We start from the raw sequence: 23,900 nt of genomic DNA, 5'->3' as shown, positions 1-23,900 counted from the left end.
GATTGCTCTTTCAAAACTAGATAACGATGTGCTGCACGAGTAAAGCAGCCTTACTTGAATAAAGGTTAAGTCCTCGACCGATTAGTATTCGTCAGCTGCACGTGTCACCACGCTTCCACCTCGAACCTATCAACCTGATCATCTTTCAGGGGTCTTACTCTTGCGATGGGAAATCTCATCTTGAGGGGGGCTTCATGCTTAGATGCTTTCAGCACTTATCCCGTCCGCACATAGCTACCCAGCGATGCCTTTGGCAAGACAACTGGTACACCAGCGGTGCGTCCATCCCGGTCCTCTCGTACTAAGGACAGCTCCTCTCAAATTTCCTGCGCCCGCGACGGATAGGGACCGAACTGTCTCACGACGTTCTGAACCCAGCTCGCGTACCGCTTTAATGGGCGAACAGCCCAACCCTTGGGACCGACTACAGCCCCAGGATGCGATGAGCCGACATCGAGGTGCCAAACCTCCCCGTCGATGTGGACTCTTGGGGGAGATAAGCCTGTTATCCCCGGGGTAGCTTTTATCCGTTGAGCGATGGCCCTTCCATGCGGAACCACCGGATCACTAAGCCCGACTTTCGTCCCTGCTCGACTTGTAGGTCTCGCAGTCAAGCTCCCTTGTGCCTTTACACTCTGCGAATGATTTCCAACCATTCTGAGGGAACCTTTGGGCGCCTCCGTTACATTTTAGGAGGCGACCGCCCCAGTCAAACTGCCCGCCTGACACTGTCTCCCGGCCCGATCAGGGCCGCGGGTTAGAAGTTCAACACAGCCAGGGTAGTATCCCACCAATGCCTCCACCGAAGCTGGCGCTCCGGTTTCCAAGGCTCCTACCTATCCTGTACAAGCTGTGCCAAAATTCAATATCAGGCTGCAGTAAAGCTCCACGGGGTCTTTCCGTCCTGTCGCGGGTAACCTGCATCTTCACAGGTACTATAATTTCACCGAGTCTCTCGTTGAGACAGTGCCCAGATCGTTACGCCTTTCGTGCGGGTCGGAACTTACCCGACAAGGAATTTCGCTACCTTAGGACCGTTATAGTTACGGCCGCCGTTTACTGGGGCTTCAATTCAAAGCTTCGCTTGCGCTAACCTCTCCTCTTAACCTTCCAGCACCGGGCAGGCGTCAGCCCCTATACTTCGCCTTGCGGCTTCGCAGAGACCTGTGTTTTTGCTAAACAGTCGCCTGGGCCTATTCACTGCGGCTCTTCAAGGCTATTCACCCTAAAGAGCACCCCTTCTCCCGAAGTTACGGGGTCATTTTGCCGAGTTCCTTAACGAGAGTTCTCTCGATCACCTTAGGATTCTCTCCTCGCCTACCTGTGTCGGTTTGCGGTACGGGCACCATTTTCCTCGCTAGAAGCTTTTCTAGGCAGTGTGGAATCAGGAACTTCGGTACTTCATTTCCCTCGCCATCACAGCTCAGCCTTAACCAAGGGACGGATTTGCCTATCCCTTGAGCCTACCTGCTTGGACGCGCATATCCAACAGCGCGCTTACCCTATCCTCCTGCGTCCCTCCATTGCTCAAACGGAAAAGAGGTGGTACAGGAATCTCAACCTGTTGTCCATCGCCTACGCCTTTCGGCCTCGGCTTAGGTCCCGACTAACCCTGAGCGGACGAGCCTTCCTCAGGAAACCTTAGGCATTCGGTGGAGGGGATTCTCACCCCTCTTTCGCTACTCATACCGGCATTCTCACTTCTAAGCGCTCCACCAGTCCTTCCGGTCTGGCTTCTCAGCCCTTAGAACGCTCTCCTACCACTGTTCGTAAGAACAGTCCACAGCTTCGGTGATCCGTTTAGCCCCGGTACATTTTCGGCGCAGGGTCACTCGACCAGTGAGCTATTACGCACTCTTTAAATGGTGGCTGCTTCTAAGCCAACATCCTGGTTGTCTAAGCAACCCCACATCCTTTTCCACTTAACGGATACTTGGGGACCTTAGCTGGTGGTCTGGGCTGTTTCCCTTTCGACTACGGATCTTATCACTCGCAGTCTGACTCCCATAGATAAGTCTTTGGCATTCGGAGTTTGACTGAATTCGGTAACCCGATGAGGGCCCCTAGTCCAATCAGTGCTCTACCTCCAAGACTCTCACTATGAGGCTAGCCCTAAAGCTATTTCGGAGAGAACCAGCTATCTCCAGGTTCGATTGGAATTTCTCCGCTACCCACACCTCATCCCCGCACTTTTCAACGTGCGTGGGTTCGGGCCTCCATTCAGTGTTACCTGAACTTCACCCTGGACATGGGTAGATCACCTGGTTTCGGGTCTACGACCACGTACTCAATCGCCCTATTCAGACTCGCTTTCGCTGCGGCTCCGTCTTTTCAACTTAACCTTGCACGTAATCGTAACTCGCCGGTTCATTCTACAAAAGGCACGCCATCACCCGTTAACGGGCTCTGACTACTTGTAGGCACACGGTTTCAGGATCTGTTTCACTCCCCTTCCGGGGTGCTTTTCACCTTTCCCTCACGGTACTGGTTCACTATCGGTCACTAGGGAGTATTTAGCCTTGGGAGATGGTCCTCCCTGCTTCCGACGGGATTTCTCGTGTCCCGCCGTACTCAGGATCCACTCAGGAGGGAACGAAGTTTCGACTACAGGGCTGTTACCTTCTTTGGCGGGCCTTTCCAGACCGCTTCTTCTACCCCGTTCCTTTGTAACTCCGTGTTGAGTGTCCTACAACCCCAGAAGGCAAGCCTTCTGGTTTGGGCTAATCCCGTTTCGCTCGCCGCTACTCAGGGAATCGCTATTGCTTTCTCTTCCTCCGGGTACTTAGATGTTTCAGTTCCCCGGGTCTGCCTTCCAGATCCTATGTATTCAGATCAGGATGCTGCTCCATTACGAGCAGCGGGTTTCCCCATTCGGAAATCTCCGGATCAACGCTTACTTACAGCTCCCCGAAGCATATCGGTGTTCGTACCGTCCTTCATCGGCTCCTAGTGCCAAGGCATCCACCGTGCGCCCTTTCTAACTTAACCTGATAACAGACGTTATCTTCGTTAGAGCTGAAAACAGATGTTTTCAGACTTGATGTTCTCTATCTACGCAAGCGCAGAAGAAAATCGTAAGGTTATTTGCTTACTCGTGTGAATGTTTGACATTCATATCGTTATCTAGTTTTCAAAGAACAAGTGTATAGAGAGAATGATCTCTCAAAACTAAACAAAGTCGAAGTGCGTCCGTTAACGTTGCACCACATGGGTGCTGATAATTCTTCCTTAGAAAGGAGGTGATCCAGCCGCACCTTCCGATACGGCTACCTTGTTACGACTTCACCCCAATCATCTGCCCCACCTTAGGCGGCTGGCTCCCTTACGGGTTACCCCACCGACTTCGGGTGTTGCAAACTCTCGTGGTGTGACGGGCGGTGTGTACAAGGCCCGGGAACGTATTCACCGCGGCATGCTGATCCGCGATTACTAGCGATTCCGGCTTCATGCAGGCGAGTTGCAGCCTGCAATCCGAACTGAGAATGGTTTTATGGGATTCGCTTAACCTCGCGGTTTTGCAGCCCTTTGTACCATCCATTGTAGCACGTGTGTAGCCCAGGTCATAAGGGGCATGATGATTTGACGTCATCCCCACCTTCCTCCGGTTTGTCACCGGCAGTCACCTTAGAGTGCCCAACTGAATGCTGGCAACTAAGATCAAGGGTTGCGCTCGTTGCGGGACTTAACCCAACATCTCACGACACGAGCTGACGACAACCATGCACCACCTGTCACTCTGTCCCCCGAAGGGGAACCTTCTATCTCTAGAAGTGGCAGAGGATGTCAAGACCTGGTAAGGTTCTTCGCGTTGCTTCGAATTAAACCACATGCTCCACCGCTTGTGCGGGCCCCCGTCAATTCCTTTGAGTTTCAGTCTTGCGACCGTACTCCCCAGGCGGAGTGCTTAATGCGTTAGCTGCAGCACTAAAGGGCGGAAACCCTCTAACACTTAGCACTCATCGTTTACGGCGTGGACTACCAGGGTATCTAATCCTGTTCGCTCCCCACGCTTTCGCGCCTCAGCGTCAGTTACAGACCAGAGAGTCGCCTTCGCCACTGGTGTTCCTCCACATCTCTACGCATTTCACCGCTACACGTGGAATTCCACTCTCCTCTTCTGTACTCAAGTCCTCCAGTTTCCAATGACCCTCCCCGGTTGAGCCGGGGGCTTTCACATCAGACTTAAAAGACCGCCTGCGCGCGCTTTACGCCCAATAATTCCGGACAACGCTTGCCACCTACGTATTACCGCGGCTGCTGGCACGTAGTTAGCCGTGGCTTTCTGGTTAGGTACCGTCAAGGTGCGGGCAGTGACTCCCGCACTTGTTCTTCCCTAACAACAGAGCTTTACGATCCGAAAACCTTCATCACTCACGCGGCGTTGCTCCGTCAGACTTTCGTCCATTGCGGAAGATTCCCTACTGCTGCCTCCCGTAGGAGTCTGGGCCGTGTCTCAGTCCCAGTGTGGCCGATCACCCTCTCAGGTCGGCTACGCATCGTCGCCTTGGTGAGCCATTACCTCACCAACTAGCTAATGCGCCGCGGGCCCATCTGTAAGTGACAGCATAACCGTCTTTTATCTCCGAACCATGCGGTTCGAAAAGTTATCCGGTATTAGCTCCGGTTTCCCGGAGTTATCCCAGTCTTACAGGCAGGTTGCCCACGTGTTACTCACCCGTCCGCCGCTGACCTCCGAAGAGGTCCGCTCGACTTGCATGTATTAGGCACGCCGCCAGCGTTCATCCTGAGCCAGGATCAAACTCTCCAAAAAGTAGTTTGACTAGCTCTTGTTTGTTGCTTAAACTAACGTTGGCACTTCGATTTGTTTAGTTTTCAAAGATCATTTTGTTTCGCCCACTTCGTTTAGAAGCAACTTTATTACTTTACCACGTCTCAGGATGCGAGTCAACAACTTTTTTTAAGTTTAATAAACTGCTGTATTCCCTTCGATGAGGCAAGAATTAAACTTTACCATGATATTTCACTAGAGTCAATCTTATTTTTAAATTTTTTCCTCCATACCAAGAAAACCTTCCGGCGGTGACTAAGTTGAGAATGCTGACCCAAAAGATTGCTGAAGAAATTATCATCCGTACAATGAAGATCATTCCATACAATATTAATATTATGGATGAAGAAGGGACAATTATTGCTACAGGAGAGAAAGCCCGCCTCCACAAACTTCATGAAGGGGCGGTTTTTGCATTGGAAAAGAACGGACGCATCGATATTAGTGAAGATACCGCTTCTTTATACAGAGGGGCAAAGCCTGGCGTCAATTTGCCTATCTTCTATAGAAAACAAATTATAGGTGTAATCGGAATAACCGGTCCGCCAGTTGAAGTTGGTGCTTTTGGTGAAATTGTGAAAATGGCCGCTGAACTAATTGTTGAACAGAACCAATTAGCTGCTCAGCTTCATATTAACAACCGGATGCGAGATGAAACCATTATTCAGTTTCTGAATGCCAGAAAGGAAGATCGAGAAAAATGGATTAGCCGGGGCATACGCTTTGGCATTGATTTAGTGTTACCGAGAATGGCCGTCTTCTTTCGGCTTCAAAAACCTTCTGTTTTCAATCTTTCTTACGCTAAGGGCCTCGTTGATCATTGGGTTAACGGGAAAGGACTCGTTATCCCATTATCGGAAACAGAACTTGTCGTTCTATTTGAAATAGAAGGTCCTTTTTCTGAGAATCAAAGAATTGCGCTGCTTGATCGGACGGCCGCTTTCCTGAAACGCTGCAACAGGAATAACCGATTTATTACAGCAGGATTGGGGGATTATGCAGAGGGTATAGTGCAGGATTCCTTCCGGCTGGCCAGGATTTCTTTATACTGCGGCGAAAGCCTCTATCCTGATCAGGACTTGTATGATTACCGCAGGCTCGCTTTGCCTGTACTTTCCTCCACCTTTGGCGACCAGGCGCTTGTTCATGAGTACAGAAGGATTAAATCCGCTCTGTTAAATTCAGAGCAGCATGCAGTTTTACTGGAAACCATTCAGGCTTATATCGAACTGGATGGAGAAATCAGCAAAATCTCTGAATCTCTTTTTATACATAGAAATACACTTAGGTACAGGCTTCAGAAAATTGAAGAGGTTACCGGATACAACCCTAAGACCATCAATGGAATAACGGCACTTTCCTTAGCTCTCATGCTAAACAATTAAGAGAACACCGCCGAATGTGCACCTGCACAACCAGCGGTGTTTTTGCTACTCTCTTTTTGTTCTCTTGTACAATGATCCCCTTAAAGAAAACGCTTACAATTTAATTGAAGGGAGATGGAATAAATGAATATTGAGGTATCTTTACTGGGGGCACTTGCTTCCCTTATCATTGCAATTTTTCTCATATTAAAGAAAGTGCCTCCTGCATACGGGATGATTGCAGGGGCTTTAATCGGGGGACTGATAGGAGGAGTCAATCTTCCTGAAACAATTCTGCTGATGATTGCAGGAGCAAAAGATATTACACCGGCCATCTTGAGAATATTGGCCGCAGGGGTTTTAGCCGGCGTACTGATCAAATCGGGATCTGCAACGGTAATGGCTGAAACGATTGTCAGGAAAATCGGTGAAAAAAGGGCATTGCTTGCTCTTCTTCTTGCTACTCTCATCTTAACGACCGCTGGAGTCTTTATTGATGTCGCTGTTATTACAGTGGCTCCTATCGCGCTAGCCGTCGCCAAGCGTACAGGCATTAGCAAAACTGCCATTCTCCTGGCAATGATTGGCGGCGGGAAAGCCGGAAATTTGATGTCTCCGAATCCGAATGCCATTGCTGCGGCGGATGCTTTTCAGGTACCTTTAACGTCCGTAATGGCCGCCGGCATTATTCCCGCTTTTTTCGGTGTTGCCGTTACATATGTTCTTGCTAAGCGCCTGGTAATGAAGGGGGATGAAGTAAAGGAGTCAGATTTGGAGATAAAAAACGAGGAACACCTTCCATCATTTGCAGCGGCTATAAGCGGCCCGCTTGCAGCAATTATTCTGCTGTCGCTGCGGCCAATTGCCGGCATAGAAATAGATCCGATTCTTGCATTGCCAATCGGAGGAATTGTAACAGCTATTGCCACCCGGAACTCAAAAAACATTACCGCCTTTTCTGCATATGGACTGGAGAAAATGTCCGGTGTAGCCGTTATGCTGATTGGAACTGGGACACTTGCAGGTATCATTGCAAACTCTGCTTTAAAAGGGGTTTTGGTAGATGGTTTAACCGCAATGGGTTTGCCGGCCTTTATTCTTGCACCAGCATCAGGAATTTTCATGTCTATGGCAACGGCTTCAACAACTGCAGGAACAACAGTTGCGAGCACCGTTTTCGGTCCGGCTATCCTGGATCTCGGTGTGGCAGGAATTGCCGGAGCGGCTATGATCCACGCTGGAGCTACAGTTCTAGACCACCTTCCCCACGGCAGTTTTTTTCATGCAACAGGAGGAAGTGTTTTCATGAGTACGAAGGATCGGCTGAAGCTGATTCCATACGAAACGCTTATCGGACTGGTACTTACGATTATTTCTACACTTATTTTTGGAGTGTTAAAACTTTTCTAGAGAGGATGAACGAAGATGAAGATTGTTATAGCTCCCGACTCATTTAAAGAAAGCATGACCGCACCTGAAGCAGCACATGCTTTTTCAAAAGGATTTAAAAAAAGATGGCCGGAAGCGCATGTTGCGGAGATCCCTCTTGCAGACGGCGGAGAAGGGATGGTCCAGGCAATGGTTCACTCTTCTAACGGAGTTTTCATTAAAAAAACGGTAACCGGCCCTCTATCAAACCAAGTGGAAGCGGTCTATGGAATAATTGATGGCGGAAAAACGGCTGTCATCGAAATGGCGGAAGCATCCGGCCTCCACCTTGTCCCTCTCGCTTCAAGAAATCCTCTGCTCACAACAACAAAGGGTACAGGGGAATTGATCAGGGATGCGGCGTCTAAGGGCGTAAAGAAGATGATCCTCGGTATCGGGGGCAGCGCTACAAACGATGGCGGAGCTGGGATGGCGGAAGCATTGGGGGTTCGTTTGCTTACCTCATCAGGTACTCTGATCCAGCCTGGAGGCGGAGGTCTAAGTGAGCTTTTTTCTATTGATATAAGCGGGCTGCTTCCTGAACTAAAGGATATTGAATTCATCGCCGCTTGCGATGTGGACAATCCCCTTACCGGAGAAAAAGGCGCTTCCGCTGTATTCGGTCCGCAAAAAGGCGCCACACCAGCCATGGTAAAGGAATTGGATCAGAACCTTCTCCATCTTTCTTCTATTATAAAAAGAGATTTAGGAAAAGAAGTGAGAGATTGCGCAGGATCCGGTGCAGCCGGAGGTCTTGGCGCCGGACTAATGGCTTTTCTAAATGCAAAGCTCAAGAAAGGAATTGATCTCGTTCTTGATGCGATTGATTTTGACCGACTTATTGCAGGAGCCGATTTACTGATCACCGGCGAAGGCAAAATAGACAGTCAAACCTTGCATGGAAAAACACCGATGGGAGCTGCAAAAAGAGCTCTTACACAAAACATCCCCGTCATCGGAATTGCCGGTACACTTGGGAACAATGTGGAAATCCTCTTAGAAAACGGATTTACCTCCCTCTTTTCGATCTCGCCGGGGGCCATTTCCCTCGAGCAAGCATTGACAGACGGGCCGAAAAATATGGAGCAATTCGCTTTTAGCCTTGCAGGAATTTTACAAGTGAAAGGGAATGTTTAAAACGGACAGCTGCCTGAATGACTACGGCAGCTTTTTTCTTTTCCAGAAATTCTCTTTAAAATATGAACGGTATTCGTAACACCCGTCGTCTAAGTTTTGAAAGGGGGCAACCAATGAACGCCGGCAAATTAAAAGAAACCCATTCCTTAGATCAAGAAGAAGTCCTTCATGAATTGATGGATCAATACGCGGATGAATTGTCTTACCTTGCCTACTCCTATGTGAAAAACATAGAGACAGCAAAGGATTTAGTTCAAAATACGTTCGTCTCAGCTTATACGCACCTGGATTCATTTGAAGGCAACTCGAATATGAAAACATGGCTCTACCGAATTACGATCAATAAATGCAAGGATTACTTGAAAAGCTCCGCCTACAAAAGACTGGTGCTGACTGGAGCAGTGAAGGAAAACGCAGATACAGGAGCTAATCCTGCCCAAAGATTTGAACAAAAAGAACAGGCCACGGCCATTCGGCAGATTCTCGAAAAGCTGCCCGTTAAATACAGAGAGGTCATCATTATGATGTACTATCAGGATCTCACTACTAAAGAGATAGCAGAAGTGCTAAAAATACCGGAGGCGTCAGTCCGGACGAGACTTCGCAGAGCTAAGGACAAATTGACGCCTCTTCTTCAAAAGGAGGCCCTTGGATATGAATGATCCATTTAACAAAAAAGACTACCTTACTGATCATGAGAAACAGCAGCTGAGGTTCAGCAAGCACGACCGGAATATGGTATTTGAAAAAATCAGGCAGCAGCAGCCTGCAAAAGAACGTCCTTCAAGATTCAAAAAAGCGATGGCCTATGTCCTGACTCCAGCAGCCGTCGGATTAATTGCCATTCTGGTAGCTGTGCAAACACCGATAAAAGAAGACATTATTTCAGCCTTTCCCGCTCTAGGCTCTCTTTCTTCCCAATATGGAAGTCCTGAATTGAAGTCTGCTGTTCAAAAGAATAAACCACAGATTATTAACAAATCAGCAGAGGACAAAGGCATTAAAATCACGATTAAAGAAGTGCTCTATGACGGCCCCCGTATTTCAATGTTTTATGAAGTGGATTATAAAGGCAAAGAATATGACCATATCCAGACTAATTTTACTTTTACCGCCAACGGAGAGGACATGCGCAATAAGCATATCCTGAGCGGAAACATGATGGGTATGCCAAAGGGTACCCCTAAAAACCTTCATTTCGCAACGATTGAATTTAAGAAGAAAATGCCGAAAAAAATCAAACTCGAAGTTAAATCAAAGTCTGTATTTGTGTCTGATTTGGAGGGAGACCATTACGGACCATCAAAAGAAGTAATGGGAAAATGGGCATTTTCATTCCCAGTTGAGAAAAAGGGAACCGAATACCGCTACACGCCAAATATAAAAGCAAAGAAAGAATACGAGTTTTCCATAAAAGAAATTGTATTTGCGCCAACGGGCATTCAGCTTTCCACCAACATGTCCAATTGGAGAGGAAAGTATAATGACGATGCCCTTACTAGTTATTATCTGTTTGATGACAAAGGCAATCGGCTTGAAATTAAGAACCATGCACATACAGACTACGAACGAAAAGATGGCAAGATAAACGAAAATACCATCGCGGTTTTCAAACCGATGGAGCGCATCCCGGAATACGTCACGGTCCGAACTAAAATGTACTATTACCCTGAACAGAATAAGAATGTGAAGAAAGGCATTACCGAAAACCTACCGCTCTATATGCCACAAAATAAAGATGGCGGCATTACGATTACGAAGGTTGAACAGAAAAAGAATGAAGTGTGGGTTTATTATGAGGTAAAAGGCGATGACCCCCAGGAAAGAAAATACTTTTTCAACCTGCTTAAATTAAAGGATGGGAAAGTGGTTGAATGGCTGGATGATCAAACTCTGAAATCTGCTGACAGCAGCAGGAAACACATCGCTAAATTCAAAACATCCTACAGCAAGGACTTACAATTTGAAGTATCATCACCGCCTGAAACGATAGAGGAGTTCAAAGTCAAAGTCCCTCTCAAAAAAGAATACCTTGAAAAAAGATGATATCAAAAAACCGGAGCCCCTTATATCAAGGCTCCGGTTTTTCACATTAATGATTCGCTAGGAAAACAAAATACAGAACAAAGATGACAAACAGTCCGTACATGACCGGATGGATTTCTTTTCTTCTTCCGCTCATGATCATCGTGATCGGGTAGAAGATGAAGCCCATGGCAATTCCAGTTGCGATGCTGTAGCTAAGCGGCATGGCAATGATGGTCAGGAACGATGGAACGGCGATTTCGAATCGCTTCCAGTCGATTTCTCCAAGAGAGGAGACCATCAATACACCGACGATGATTAATGCCGGGGCTGTAACAGATGCCGTGATAACTGAGAGGAGCGGCGAGAAGAACAAGGTTAACAGGAATAGAGCGGCTGTTACGACCGATGCGAATCCTGTTCGGGCTCCCGCTGCTACTCCAGCGGATGATTCAATATAAGAAGTGGTTGTGGAAGTACCAAGGATTGCTCCAATCGTCGTGGCTCCCGCATCAGCGAAGAGCGCTTTTCCTGCACGCGGAAGTTTGTTATCCTTTGTCAACCCCGCTTGGTGGGAAACGGCAACGAGTGTGCCGGCAGTATCAAAGAAATCGACAAACAGGAATGTAAGGATGACAACAAGCATTTGCAGAGTGAAGATTTGATCCAAGTGTGTGATGGCTGCACCGAAAGTAGGTTCAAGGCTCGGAACTGCACCAACTACCTTTGTCGGAAGATCGATGAGTCCTGTGGCCATACCCACGACAGCTGTAATCAGCATTCCGAAGAAAATTCCGCCGTTCACTTTTTTCACAAGCATGATGACCGTAATGATGACTCCAAAAACAGCCAGCAGTGTTTTCCCGTCACGGAAATTTCCAAGACCGACAAGGACGGCATCATTATTAACGATAATGCCTGCACTTTGAAAACCAACAAAAGTGATGAAAAGACCGATTCCGGCTCCGACGGCAAATTTCAGTTCTGCCGGTATCGCATTAATGATTTTCTCACGAAGTCCTGAGAGGGTTAAAAGAGTGAAGAAGATACCTGATACCAATACGCCCGACAAAGCTGTCTGCCATGGAATCCCCATCGTTAAAACAACGGAAAATGCAAAAAATGCGTTCAAACCCATACCCGGTGCCAGTGCAACGGGATAGCGGGCGAGCAGTCCCATGAGCAATGTTCCAACCGCAGCAGCCAGGGCTGTTGCCGTAAAGACCGCGCCCGGATCCATTCTCATGCTTGCAGGAAGATCTGGGACCGTGCTTAGAGAAAGGGTATTCGGATTGACGAATAGAATGTACGCCATGGAAAGGAAGGTGGTTAATCCGCCGATGATCTCTTTCCGATAATTCGTCCCGAGCTCTTCAAACTGAAAATACTTTTTCATCTTGTGGTTCCTCCTATTAATTAAGGAATCCGCCGCATATATTGAGAGGGTAAAAGAAAGGATAAGTTCAAACAAAAAGCGCCTCTGTATACATACAGAAAGCGCTTGACCGTTTACGATACAATGAATGCGCAAATTACGCATCCGTCCTATCGCCGTAGTCAAGCCATTTAAGGTAGCTTGGTAGAAACTTTTGGGCCATATCCCCAATATTATACGACGTATTACCTATTCACTTATATGAACATTCTATCAGCATGATTCGACAAAATCAATAGAAAAAACGAACATTTAATAAAAAATGTCCGTTTTCGTTCGTGTATCTATTCCCACTCAATGGTTGCAGGCGGTTTGCTCGTAATATCGTACACAACCCGGTTCACGTGGCTTACTTCATTGACAATTCTCGTGGAGATCACTTCAAGAACATCCCAAGGAATTCTCGCCCAGTCAGATGTCATGCCGTCAATGGAGGTTACCGCGCGGATTCCAATTGTGTAGTCATACGTTCTTGCGTCACCCATAACCCCTACACTGCGGATATCAGGAAGAACCGTGAAGTACTGCCAGATTTCGCGTTCAAGATCGGCTTTCGCCACTTCTTCACGCAGGATGGCATCGGATTCGCGGACTATTTCCAGTTTATCTTCCGTAATCTCACCAAGCACGCGGATTCCAAGACCCGGTCCAGGGAAAGGCTGGCGCCAGACGATTTCATCCGGAATCCCCATTTCGCTTCCAAGAGCACGGACTTCGTCTTTAAACAGGGTGTTCAAAGGCTCGATCAGCTTGAATTGCATATCTTCTGGAAGTCCGCCGACGTTATGATGGGATTTAATCGTTTGGGCTGTTGCCGTGCCGCTCTCGATGATATCCGTATAAAGCGTTCCTTGTGCAAGGAATTCAATGCCTTTCAGTTTCGTTGCTTCATCATCAAAGACATAAATGAATTCATTTCCGATGATTTTACGTTTTTGCTCCGGATCGGAAACTCCCTTAAGCTTGTCCATAAACCGTTCCTTTGCATCGACTTTAATTACGTTCATATTAAAGCCTTCGCTGAAGGTTTTCATGACGCCCTCTGCTTCATCCTTGCGAAGCAGTCCGTGATCAACGAATATACAGGTCAGCTGATCGCCAATCGCTTTATGGATTAACACCGCTACAACAGATGAATCCACACCGCCGCTCAACGCGCACAATACGTTTTTGTTTCCTACTTGCTCACGGATTTTCTGCGTTTCGATTTCAATAAAATTTTCCATTGTCCACTCATCGTGGCACTGGCAAATCTCATGTACAAAGTTTTTAAGAAGATCATTTCCAAATTCAGAGTGGCGTACTTCAGGGTGGAACTGCACTCCATAAAGACGGCGTTCTTCATTGCTCATTGCAGCGAATGGGCAGGACGGGCTGACGGCGTCCACTTTGAACTGCGGCGGAATCTCGGCAACAAGATCTCCGTGACTCATCCAAACCGTTTGTTCTTCAGGCAATTGCGTGAACAAGGCTGGAGAGTCCTGAACTTTAATCCGGGCTTTTCCATATTCTCTATGGCCGGCTGCTTCAACGCGTCCGCCAAGGTAATGCGTCATCAGCTGCATACCGTAGCAAATGCCAAGTACAGGGATGCCAAGGTCAAAAATCCGTTCGTCACAGCGGAATGCATTCTCGCCATAAACGCTGTTCGGACCGCCTGATAAAATAATCCCTTTCGGATTAATTTTCTTAATCATGTCCGCTGTAAGCGTATGAGGATGAAGTTCGCTGTATACACCGATTTCACGGATTCTTCTCGTGATCAGCTGGTTATACTGGCTTCCAAAATCCAGTACAAGAATCATTTCCTGGTCTTGAATTGATATGGTCATAACGGCACCTCTTCTTCGTCTATTTAGAAATTAAAAAAAGCTGAAACCTGCCTCCATATAAAAATATAAGAAGGCAGAATTCCAGCTTTTAACAGACTGTATCCTGCCTTCATAGTCAGATCATTTAAGGTAATCCGGTAGAGACTCTCGAACCATATTATCGAGGATATATGAAGGTGAAAATCGTTTAATTTTCCCCATTCTAACAATCAGATAGGATCCGGTCAAGATGATGTTCTTTTAATTAAATTTTCCCACAATTCCGCTATTTTATCCCACTCCGCTTTTGCATCATCTCTTTTGTACAGTGCTTTTTCATAGCCCTTTGTAATATGAAGCATGTCATGGGAGCTGAGCGAGTAGTCCACGGATTTGGCAAATTCTCTGAGCGTCTCTCCATCCTTCCTTTTCAGCCCAAACCTTTCCAGCTGTTTGAGCAGGGCTGGATAGGCTGAGAAAAACACCTCGTCATCGCTTCGGTTTTTATATCTTGCCAGCATGATGAATGTTAGCCATTTTTTTCTTGTCAAATACAGAACCGCTGCAAGCACCAAAACTCCTCCGATTACTGCATAAAAACCTGTGCTGCCGATACTGAACTTGCTCCAATCAAACGTTTGTTTAGATGGTGCGGGTTGATCCGGCGCTTCCGTATCCTCCGGTTTTTCCGGCTTCTCCTGCTCCAGCTGCGTCTCAGGGACAGGCGGCGGCTGTGTGCTTGATTCGGTATTCTCCGTAAAGCTGTACGGGTTTGTAAATCCCTTTGTCGGTTCAAACGGTACCCATCCAGCACCCGGAAAATAAACTTCAACCCAAGAGTGAGCGTTATTATTTGTCACTTCATAGATCCGGCCGGAGCCTTCCGTATCCATCCCCTTATAATCTCCCTCGGTATATCCCTTCACCCATCTTGCCGGGATGCCGGAAGCGCGGAGAAGAACGATCATCGAGGTTGAGAAATTATCACAATAGCCCTGCATCGTTTCAAACAGGAATTGATCCACATAATCCTGGTCCTCTGACGGCACGCCAACCTCCTCCGTATTATAGGAAAAGTCCGAACCGTTTAAATGACTCTCGATTGCTTTCGCTTTATCATAAAGATTTTCTTCCTTAGCCGTAAGCCCGCTTGCTAAATCCAGAACGCGCTGAGGCATTTGAGGAAGCTGTGTATAACGGGTCATTATGTCCTGCGGCACATTCTCTGTGCTCTTTACTTCTTTTAGCAGGGTAATGTCATAGCTTGGATAATTGTACTTCACTTCATAGGAATCGATTCTTTTCCCCTCAGGCACACCTGATGGGGTCATTTCCTCTGTATCCAGATTAACGAGAAGTCCTGATACTTCCTCCGAAACATATTCCGTTAGCCCCATAGGATAGATTACATGATCGTACCCATATTGACGGGCAATATCAATCCTCGCAGTAAGGCTCTCGGTTGGTGTTCCCGCTTCAGACCAGGTGATGCCGATGTTATCTTTTTCCGTAAGCTGGGTCTCCCTTTCTCTTTGAGAGGTTGTCCATCCTTTCCCGGAATACACATCCTTCGTTTCCACTCTCCAGTAATGCCGCTTATTTGATGAGGCAGTCAGGACCGGGGTGTTATCCTGCATAAACGCACCGCCAAGGCTTTCATCATTCGTCCCATATCCGATTTTTTTCATGCCTGACCCGCTTATCGCTTCATCAAGAGAACCATAGGCCGTCAAAAAAGGAACAGGATCCTGCCACTGCGGAGCGGCTTTCGGTGAGGCCATCCCTGAAACAATGGAGACCGCCACAAAAATTAAGAGAAGCATGGTCCATTTCAAACGCGTATACCTCTTTACTGTTAGCTGCTCCATTCCTTTCAGACGATCAAAGTTGAGCATGCCCAGCAGGAAAAACCCGGCGATGACAATCCGAATGACAGCTGAAGATGCGTCATACTCCGTAAATGTATCCAAAATCGTGACATAGATGAGGGTCATTACAAAGAAGAACAGGATGCGCTTTTGCACAATGATCCAGTAATTGAGCAAATAGACGAGCAGCCACAGCAGGACGAAAAACAGGAATGTCCGGAACGGTGAGGTCATTTCCATCCATGATGAGGCAGGAATAAGACCAGCATTGTAAACAAATTCACCAGCAAAGCTTCGGAATCCCTCGACGAGCGGCATTTCTTTGTAAAAAAGCTGTTCAAGCGCGATGGCAAGGAAGCCGAGCTGAAGCGGGATGGTAATCATCCACGTTACCCTTAAATAAGAAAGGAGGAAATTAAGGGCGATAAAGAGGACGAAAATCCAGGTCGACCCGGTGTCTGTATAAATGTCCAAAGGAACAAGCCATTCCCACAGCAAAAAGAAAGCAAACAAATAGTAAAGGAGGGCCGTTATTTTCGAAAAAAAGTCTCCACTTGGCAAGGTTAAAACCTTCATAAGCTCTTCACCTCTTCCAAGGCTTGATCAAAGAACCCTTCCGATACAGCTTCAGCCGCTATGCCCCTCTTGTTCAAGCGGTCGAGCAAAACCTCTTCCTCCTGGGTAAGGAGCTGATTCTTTTTCCGAATAAAATAAAGCTTGAGGTCGCTGTAGCTTGCCCGGTGCTCAAGCTTCCTGACGAGCTCCATCGTAAGAACGGATACGATAAACAGATTAGAGGAACGATAGCCCCCCTGGCTCGCCATCCGCTCCTCCCATATTGAAAAAGAGGCGGAGCTTGGTTCAGGATTTACCCTCGCAAGCTTGCGGAAAATCGTTTGAAGCTGTTTTTCTCCGGGCTGAACGGGTGTTGTATCCAATTCAGTTCCCAGCAAAATGAATCCAAGCGGAGCCCCTGTTTTTATAATGGCTTTTGCCAGAGAGGCCGTAAAGGTAATCATCGGTTCAAAGGAATCAGACGCTTGCTGATCCATAATCAGCATCGCATCATGTGTGCGGGTCTGTTCAAATTCCTTGGTCATAAACGAATCTCTTTTTGCTGTAGCCTTCCAGTCAATCCACGCCATCCGGTCACCCGGCTGATATTCGCGGATGCCGGATGCCATCGTCGTGTCTTTTATATAGCGCTGAGAGGAAGCGCTTGCCCCCTGCTCATACTGGGGCTTTGAATGCCTGTAGCCCATTGAAAAGGCAGTTGGGTAGACGAGAATGGTTTTATCCGTCTTCATCGTGACCTCTTTTTCAAACAAACCGAGAAGATCACCGGTTTTAATGCGGATGCGGGAAAAATGATGCTCTCCGCGCTTCATGGATTGAACCGTATACGTAAAAACAGCTTTTCGGCGGAATCCCAGGATAAACAACTTTCTTGCCGGCTGATCAGCAGCGGTCTGCTTCAGACCCGACGGCAGGCATTCTTCAGCGATGATATAGATAAGCGGAAAGGGAAATGGTCTTTCGAGCGTAATCTCCCCTTTAAGAATTTCGCCCGCAGAAAACTGATCCTTGCTAAGCGTTCTTGCCGCTCGAAAGGTTTGAAGCGGATAAACAGCAAGCAGGATGGAGTAAACGGCAAAAGGCAGAAAGGCGTAAAAAAGAAACCAGCTGACGAAGCCGCCTTGAAACATCGCATAGCAAAAGGCAAGCGCCGTCAATAACAGCAGCAGAATGAGTTTCCAGATCGATTTTAAGCTTCTCAGGATGTCCTTCAAGGGGTCATGGACCTCTTCACCGGCACAGGGGTGCGGCTGATAATCTCATGGACAAGGTCTGCGGCAGACTGTCCGTCATAACGGGCTTCTGATTTTAAAATCATGCGGTGGGGCAGGGCAAATGGAGCCAAATACTGAACATCATCAGGAATCACGTAATCTCTTCCGGCAAGAAAAGCATATGCTTTAGATGCTCTCATCAGGGCTACTGAACCCCTTGGACTTGCCCCAAGATAGACAGAAGGATGATTACGGGTTTTCGTGACGATCTCAATGATGTAGCGCTTCACGGTTTCATCCATATACACCTTTTCCATTTCATCCTGCAGCTGAATGAGCTTACTCTTCGTTATAACCGGTTCGATTTGGGCAATCGGCACTTCCCCATCCGCGCGGTTCAGAACGAGAAGTTCTTCCTGCGGAGTCGGATAGCCCATTTTAATTTTAAATAGAAATCGGTCCAGCTGCGCTTCCGGAAGCGGGTACGTTCCTTCATATTCAATAGGATTCTGTGTAGCAAGGACAAAAAAAGGTTTGTCGAGTGACATCGTCTGCCCGTCAATCGTAACGTTCCCTTCCTCCATGCCTTCCAGAAGAGACGATTGGGTTTTTGGGGAGGTACGGTTAATTTCGTCCGCCAGCACGATATTTCCCATAATCGGGCCGGGACGGTATTCAAACTCCATCTTCTGAGGGTTATATATAGAGATGCCTGTCACGTCAGAAGGCAGTAAATCCGGGGTAAATTGAATCCGTTTAAAGTCCGCACCGACCGATTTGGCAAGCGATCTCACAAGCATCGTTTTGCCGACTCCCGGAACATCCTCCAAAAGCACATGGCCCTTTGCCAGCAGTGCGGTTAAACATAGAACAGCAGCCTCCCGTTTGCCTGCCATGACCTTCTCGATATTTTCTACTACTCTTCCAAGCTGAGGTTGTATCGTCTCCAAATATTCCATAGTTTCCTCCTAAGTGAGAGATGACAGCATTAAATGAATACTATATTCGAAACCGGCTTTTGAAACCCTGCAAAGTCTATCTAAAAACGGGGTGGGAAATGCATACAATTCATCCGTGCTTAAGTCCTATAATTATCTCTAAATATTTCGACAATTAAAAGCGGTTTTTTAAAGGAACTTGTCTTATTTCCTATTTTCGCACGTTCCCTCTCTTTTTTCCAATACAAAAACGGCCGTGCTAACGCATCGTCCGTCCTCGTTCATTGGATACAGTTACTTAAATGAAAATTCGATTTTTCCGTTATTTAAAACGAGATACGCATCAAACGGATTTTTCTTGCCTTTAAACCCTTTGATCTTTTTCGTTTTCCCTTTTTCGCACAGCAATTTAATCTGCGCAGGACTGATGGTTTTATTTAATATTTTCTTATTAAAAGCTTGCTTGCAGCCGTTCAGATAGGCGGAACAGCCGTAGAAGGTTCGCCTGTCCATCATATCGCCTTCCTTGCAGGCCGGGCAGCGGCAAATGGCTCCATCATGCTGGGCAGGTTCAATCCGGCCTTCAACTGTAAGGCGGCCCACATCCGTTTTAGCCTGCTCCATGAGGGCAAAGCACAGCTTCCCTGCATTTTCGATGAACACTTCCCTGGACTTTTGACCGGAACCAATCCCTTTCAAAAAGGTCTCCCATTTCGCGGTCATTTCCGGTTTTGAGAGAATTGTCCCCTCCACTGCATCGCACAAGATACTCCCTTTTTGGGTGACAAACACACTATTTTTGTTTACTTCTATAAACTCACGGAGGATCAGCGTATCGATGATCCCTGCTCTTGTCGCTTCTGTTCCAAGTCCTTCGGCAGCATTCAGGGCTTCCTTCATTTCCTTGTCTTCAATGTATTTTCCAGCCGTTTTCATCAGCGTTATCAGCTGGCCGAGTGTGTACGGCTTCGGCGGCTCAGTCATGCCGTTTTTCACAGCGAGAACAGCCCTTGCCGCTTCCCCTTCTTGAACCGCAGGCAGCCGCTGCTCTTCCTCATTTTTCGGTTCCTTCCCCTCGAGGTTTTTCCAGCCGTTTATTTTGACGGTCTTCCCCTTCGTCAGAAAATCATTTTTCCCGATTGAAGTGGTGATGACGGTTTCGTCATACACATGGTCGTCCGAAAACATTTTGAGCATGCTTTTTACGACCTCTTCGTACACGGTTTTTTCCGGCGGGGAAAAAGCAGCGAATTTAGCCGGGGATACAAGCTTTTCTGTCGGAATAATGGCATAGTGATCTTTCACCTTGCTTGAATCTACGTATCTTTTGGATGGGTATAGGGACTTGGGTGCAAACGATAAGGAAAAGGTAGTTTTATAGCCGTCCAGGTTCCCTTTTAAATATGAAAATTCTTCTTCCGTGATGTATTGGCTATCTGTCCTTGGATACGAAACAAACCCCTTTTCATATAGCTTTTGGACCGTTTTCAAAACAGTGGTCGGGCTCATTTTCGTCCGTCTGTTCAGGCTTGCCTGCAGGGTCGAAAGGCTATGAAGCTTCGGCGGCTTGATCCGCTTTTCCTGGACGGAAATGTCTTTTACGGCGGCTTGATATTCATTCGTGTCCGGTGTGATATCAGGACGTATTTCCTTTTGCATGTCCTCTTCGGATTTAAATTTCTTTGGAATTTTCCCCTTATAGGTGCCGTTCTTTACGGTAAATTCTCCTTCCAGCTCAAAGAACGGCTCTGGTTTGAATTGTTCAATTTCCTTCTGCCGGTCATAGATCAGCTTCAGCACTGGAGTCTGCACCCTGCCTACACTGAAATTCTCTCTTACTCCTTTTTGCTGAAGAAGAAGGGTATATAGGCGGCTCGCATTGATCCCTACAAGCCAATCACCGATTTGCCTCGCCTGCGCTTCGTAAAAAAGCGGTTCGCTTTCCTTGCCGTCTTTCAGGTTGGAAAATCCGTTTTTCACGGCATTTTCTGTATAGGAAGAAAGCCAAAGCCGTTTCATCGGTTTATGGGCGGCACCGGACATCATGATGAGAAGACGGGCAATGTTTTCGCCCTCTCTCGCTGCATCTGTGCCGATAATAATTTCAGAAGCTTCCTTCAGCATCGATCGGACGATCCTGAATTGCTTTGCCTTGTCTTTCGATATTTTGTATTCGAATTTTTCGGGAATAATCGGCAATGTCTCAAGCGACCATTTTTTCCAGGTTTGATTGTATTCGTCCGGGTTCTTTAAATCGACTAAATGTCCAATAGCCCACGTAATAACGGCTCCTTTCGGAAATGGACCGCACGGCTTTATCTCAATATAGCCCTCTTTTTTCACTGATGGAAAAGGAGCAGCGAGCAGCTTGCCCTGATCGGGTTTTTCCGCCAAAATGACGATCAATGTGATTCTCCCCTTATCCTTTATTCATTTGCCCAAGCGCTGCAGGCAAACAGGTGTTTCTCTTTCTTTATTTTCTCACGTTCCGCTTCTTTTTTCCAATACAATGATGGAGGGGTATTTATCTTGAATGACTGAAAAATTCATCATAAACCACCGGAAAGTCTGAATAACACTCTAGTCTTGACTTCGAAACGTCCATGCTTAAGGATTAGTGGCGGCTTTTATAGATAAAACCCCCGGGGATTGTCCCGGGGGTCTCGATTTCCATTATTTTTTTATTAACGCTGGCGGGCAAGCTCTTTGGAAGGAGGCTTATGGATGGCGAGTCCTGCGAGATCCTCTACCGCTTCGAGCAGCCCTTCATTCATGCTTGGGTGCGGATAAAGAGGGAACGATAGGTCTTCCTCCCTCGCCGCCATTTCAAGCGAAGTGATGCCGGTGCTGATCAATTCGGCCGCTCCGTTCCCTATTAAATGGACGCCAAGAATGACCTCATTTTCTGCATCAGAAACCACTTTGGCAATGCCGTCTTTTTGCCCGGAAAGAGAAGCGAAGCCGTTTCCTGCAAAAGAAAACATCCCTGTCTTTACTTTATGTCCCCCAGCTTTCGCTTCTTCTTCTGTTAACCCCGCACAGGCGATTGGCGGCTGGCTTCGGATGACCATCGGAATGAACCCGTCATTCCATTCGGCTGGAAGTCCGGCAATAGATGCGGCTGCGGCTTTCCCCTGACTGATCGCTTTGACAGCCAGCTGAATTCCGCCTGTAATATCGCCGATTGCCCAAATATGGGATCGTGATGTCCGGCATTCCCGGTCAATCTCGACGAAGCCCCGGGAATCTGTTTTAATCCCAAGACGGTTCAGCCCTAGCTCCTCTGAGTTGCCCTGAAACTCCGTCTGTAAATAAAGATGTGTTCCTTCAATTTCAAGCTCTGTTCCATCATCTGCTTTAAATACAGCTTTCAGGGTGCCCTCCTGTTTCAGGGCTTGCTTGAGTTCCATTCCCTGCTTCCATTTGATTTTCGTTTTTTTCATAACCCTTATAAGCTCTTTCTCTATGGAAGCATCCAGTCCCGAAAACCCGTGTTCATGAACCAGGGTGACCTCGCTGCCCAATGACCGATAGCTGAATGCCGCTTCAATCGCCGTATAATCGTTTCCATATAAAATCAGATGTTCCGGTAAGCTTTCAAGGCTGTACAGGGATCTCGAATCCAGAATATATGGTGGATCTACTGCAGCGGCTGGATGAGAAACAGGGGAGGTTCCGGCTGCAATGATGGCGGCTTTGAATGAATAGACCTGAAAATCATCTCCGTTTTCCACTCCGATCCGATCATCGGATAAAAACGACGCTTTCCCTCTGATCAGCTCCACCTTATGCTGCCGGCAAAGTGCCTCCACTCCTTTTCTCAAATTGGCTGTCACTTGATTTTTGTATTCAGCGGTTTGAGAAAGGTCAAATGAAACGTGGGACATGCTGATTCCCAAGCCGCCCATTTTAGAAAGCTCTCCATATTTGGCCGATACGTGGGCGAGCACCTTCGATGGGATACAGCCTTGATTTAGGCAAACACCGCCTAGGTCCCCCTTTTCAACCAGGGTAACTTCCTTCCCAAGCTGTGCAGCCCGGATTGCAGCTGTATAGCCTCCGGGACCCCCGCCGATGATGACCAGTTCTCTTTCCTGAGCCAATTCTCCGACTACCATTACACCAGCTCCACAATCAGCAATTTTGGATGTTCAATCAGTTCTTTAAACCGGTTTGTAAACGCGACTGCCGCTGCTCCATCCGCGACCCGGTGATCGAAGGACATGGAAACGTTCATCATTAAACCAATCACAATCTCCCCGTTTCGGACAACAGGCTTTTCCTTTGTCGCATGGAAAGCCATTAATCCTGTTTCCGGATGATTAATGACAGGAGTGGCTCCTATGCTTCCAAGCGGTCCAACGTTGCTGATGGTGAACGTTCCGCCCGTAAGCTCCGACCGGCTCAAACGGTTTTCTCTCGCTTTTTCATTCAATTCCTTCATCTCTTTATGAATTTCCAGGATCGATTTCGTTTCCACCTGGTGCAGCACCGGTACGATTAGCCCATCCGGCGAATCAACGGCAAGGCCGATGTTGTATTCCGATTCAAGGACAATGACTTCCCGTTCTTCATCAAGCTTGGCGTTGAATACAGGAAAGTCCTTTAATGCCATGGCAGCAGCCTTGATAAAAAAAGCGGCGGCCGAAATGGAGCGGCCCGCTTCCTTCAGTTCGTTTCTGAAGGTCATTAGCTCTGTCATATCGACTTCTTCAAAATGGGTAACATGCGGAATCGTTTTGAGGGAATGAACCATTCTCTTCGCGATTTGTTTCCTTCTTCCCTTGAATGGAATGGTCTTTTTTTGACCTTTTGTCACCGGCACGGCTGCAGGTTTTTCTTCTGCCGCAGGCGCTTCCTTCACCGGTTCCGGCTGCTCTTGCTTCGCTGCAAGACCCAATACATCTTCATCCGTCACTCTTCCTGCGGGTCCGGTGCCCTTAAGCTGTTCAATATCAATCCGGTTTTCCCTTGCAAGCTTTCTCGTAAAAGGAGTGGCGAGCACTCTGGCTGAAGCTGGCCGGGTCTTAGGAGTGCTTTCCTTTATAGGGACTGCTCCTCCTTCGTCCGTCTCAATGACAAGAAGCGTCGTTCCTACCGATACCGTTGTCCCGGGTTCTATAAGAATTTCTTTCACGACCCCCGCCCCCGGAGAAGGAAGTTCTGCCGTCATTTTGTCCGTTTGCACTTCGATGAGGGGCTGATCCCGTTCGACTCTCTCTCCGTGTTTAACGAAATAGTGAAGAATGTCTCCCTCTGTCATACCCTCTCCAATATCATGAAGCTTGACTTCCAGCATCTTTCCACCCGCCTCC

13 protein-coding genes, 2 rRNA genes and 2 riboswitches are annotated in these 23,900 nt (G+C 47.4%); of the genes, 5 read left to right on the top strand and 10 right to left on the bottom strand.

What is annotated here, in order from left to right; all coding sequences use genetic code 11:
* Positions 1-61 precede the first annotated feature (61 nt).
* Positions 62-2,988 (bottom strand): 23S ribosomal RNA (locus tag WCV65_RS02175).
* Between the two features lie 244 nt (positions 2,989-3,232).
* Positions 3,233-4,771, bottom strand: a 16S ribosomal RNA gene (locus WCV65_RS02170).
* Together the 16S and 23S rRNA genes form the textbook arrangement of a ribosomal RNA operon.
* 284 nt (positions 4,772-5,055) lie before the next feature.
* Between WCV65_RS02170 and WCV65_RS02165 the strand changes: the two genes are divergently transcribed.
* The 5 genes from WCV65_RS02165 (at position 5,056) to WCV65_RS02145 (ending at position 10,764) form a co-directional block, all read left to right on the top strand.
* Entirely contained in the window at positions 5,056-6,174 is a 1,119-nt protein-coding gene (locus tag WCV65_RS02165; RefSeq protein WP_338782121.1) for a sugar diacid recognition domain-containing protein, read from the top strand.
* A 123-nt stretch (positions 6,175-6,297) separates the two neighbouring features.
* Positions 6,298-7,563, top strand: coding sequence for an SLC13 family permease (locus WCV65_RS02160; protein WP_035408308.1), 1,266 nt, complete (start codon positions 6,298-6,300; stop codon positions 7,561-7,563).
* Positions 7,564-7,578: 15 nt separating this feature from the next.
* On the top strand, positions 7,579-8,718 hold the full coding sequence (locus WCV65_RS02155; protein ID WP_338779650.1) for a glycerate kinase: 1,140 nt from the start codon (positions 7,579-7,581) through the stop codon (positions 8,716-8,718).
* Between the two features lie 113 nt (positions 8,719-8,831).
* Complete coding sequence (locus WCV65_RS02150) at positions 8,832-9,380, top strand: sigma-70 family RNA polymerase sigma factor (RefSeq protein WP_338779648.1); 549 nt, start codon at positions 8,832-8,834, stop codon at positions 9,378-9,380.
* Positions 9,373-10,764 (top strand): DUF4179 domain-containing protein, encoded by a 1,392-nt coding sequence (locus WCV65_RS02145; RefSeq protein ID WP_338779646.1) that lies wholly within the window; start codon positions 9,373-9,375, stop codon positions 10,762-10,764. The genes WCV65_RS02150 and WCV65_RS02145 overlap by 8 nt, the downstream gene beginning before the upstream one ends.
* 46 nt (positions 10,765-10,810) lie before the next feature.
* Here the strand turns inward: WCV65_RS02145 and WCV65_RS02140 are convergent, their stop codons facing one another.
* The 8 genes from WCV65_RS02140 to WCV65_RS02105 all read right to left on the bottom strand — a co-directional run bounded on the left by WCV65_RS02140 (position 10,811) and on the right by WCV65_RS02105 (position 23,884).
* Positions 10,811-12,139, bottom strand: coding sequence for an NCS2 family permease (locus WCV65_RS02140; RefSeq protein WP_338779644.1), 1,329 nt, complete (start codon positions 12,137-12,139; stop codon positions 10,811-10,813).
* A gap of 138 nt (positions 12,140-12,277) precedes the next feature.
* Positions 12,278-12,379, bottom strand: a riboswitch (purine riboswitch).
* 83 nt (positions 12,380-12,462) lie between these two features.
* Positions 12,463-14,010: a glutamine-hydrolyzing GMP synthase gene (gene guaA, locus WCV65_RS02135; protein ID WP_035408319.1), complete on the bottom strand. Its 1,548-nt coding sequence runs from the start codon at positions 14,008-14,010 to the stop codon at positions 12,463-12,465.
* A gap of 92 nt (positions 14,011-14,102) precedes the next feature.
* Positions 14,103-14,204, bottom strand: a riboswitch (purine riboswitch).
* A 30-nt stretch (positions 14,205-14,234) separates the two neighbouring features.
* Positions 14,235-16,433 (bottom strand): transglutaminase domain-containing protein, encoded by a 2,199-nt coding sequence (locus WCV65_RS02130; RefSeq protein ID WP_338779642.1) that lies wholly within the window; start codon positions 16,431-16,433, stop codon positions 14,235-14,237.
* Positions 16,430-17,647, bottom strand: coding sequence for a DUF58 domain-containing protein (locus tag WCV65_RS02125; protein ID WP_338779640.1), 1,218 nt, complete (start codon positions 17,645-17,647; stop codon positions 16,430-16,432). The genes WCV65_RS02130 and WCV65_RS02125 overlap by 4 nt, the downstream gene beginning before the upstream one ends.
* A complete protein-coding gene (locus WCV65_RS02120) occupies positions 17,644-18,606 on the bottom strand; it encodes a MoxR family ATPase (RefSeq protein WP_338779638.1) in 963 nt (320 codons plus the stop codon). Before WCV65_RS02120 ends, WCV65_RS02125 begins: the two co-directional genes overlap by 4 nt.
* Positions 18,607-18,879: 273 nt before the next feature.
* Positions 18,880-20,991, bottom strand: coding sequence for a DNA topoisomerase 3 (locus WCV65_RS02115; RefSeq protein WP_338779636.1), 2,112 nt, complete (start codon positions 20,989-20,991; stop codon positions 18,880-18,882).
* Positions 20,992-21,269: 278 nt separating this feature from the next.
* A complete protein-coding gene (locus WCV65_RS02110) occupies positions 21,270-22,703 on the bottom strand; it encodes an FAD-dependent oxidoreductase (protein WP_338779634.1) in 1,434 nt (477 codons plus the stop codon).
* Complete coding sequence (locus WCV65_RS02105) at positions 22,703-23,884, bottom strand: dihydrolipoamide acetyltransferase family protein (protein ID WP_338779632.1); 1,182 nt, start codon at positions 23,882-23,884, stop codon at positions 22,703-22,705. Before WCV65_RS02105 ends, WCV65_RS02110 begins: the two co-directional genes overlap by 1 nt.
* Positions 23,885-23,900: the final 16 nt, after the last annotated feature.

Origin of the sequence: Metabacillus sp. FJAT-52054, assembly GCF_037201815.1 — a bacterium.
Lineage (GTDB): Bacteria > Bacillota > Bacilli > Bacillales > Bacillaceae > Metabacillus_B > Metabacillus_B sediminis.
This window is presented reverse-complemented; position numbering and strand designations above follow the sequence as displayed.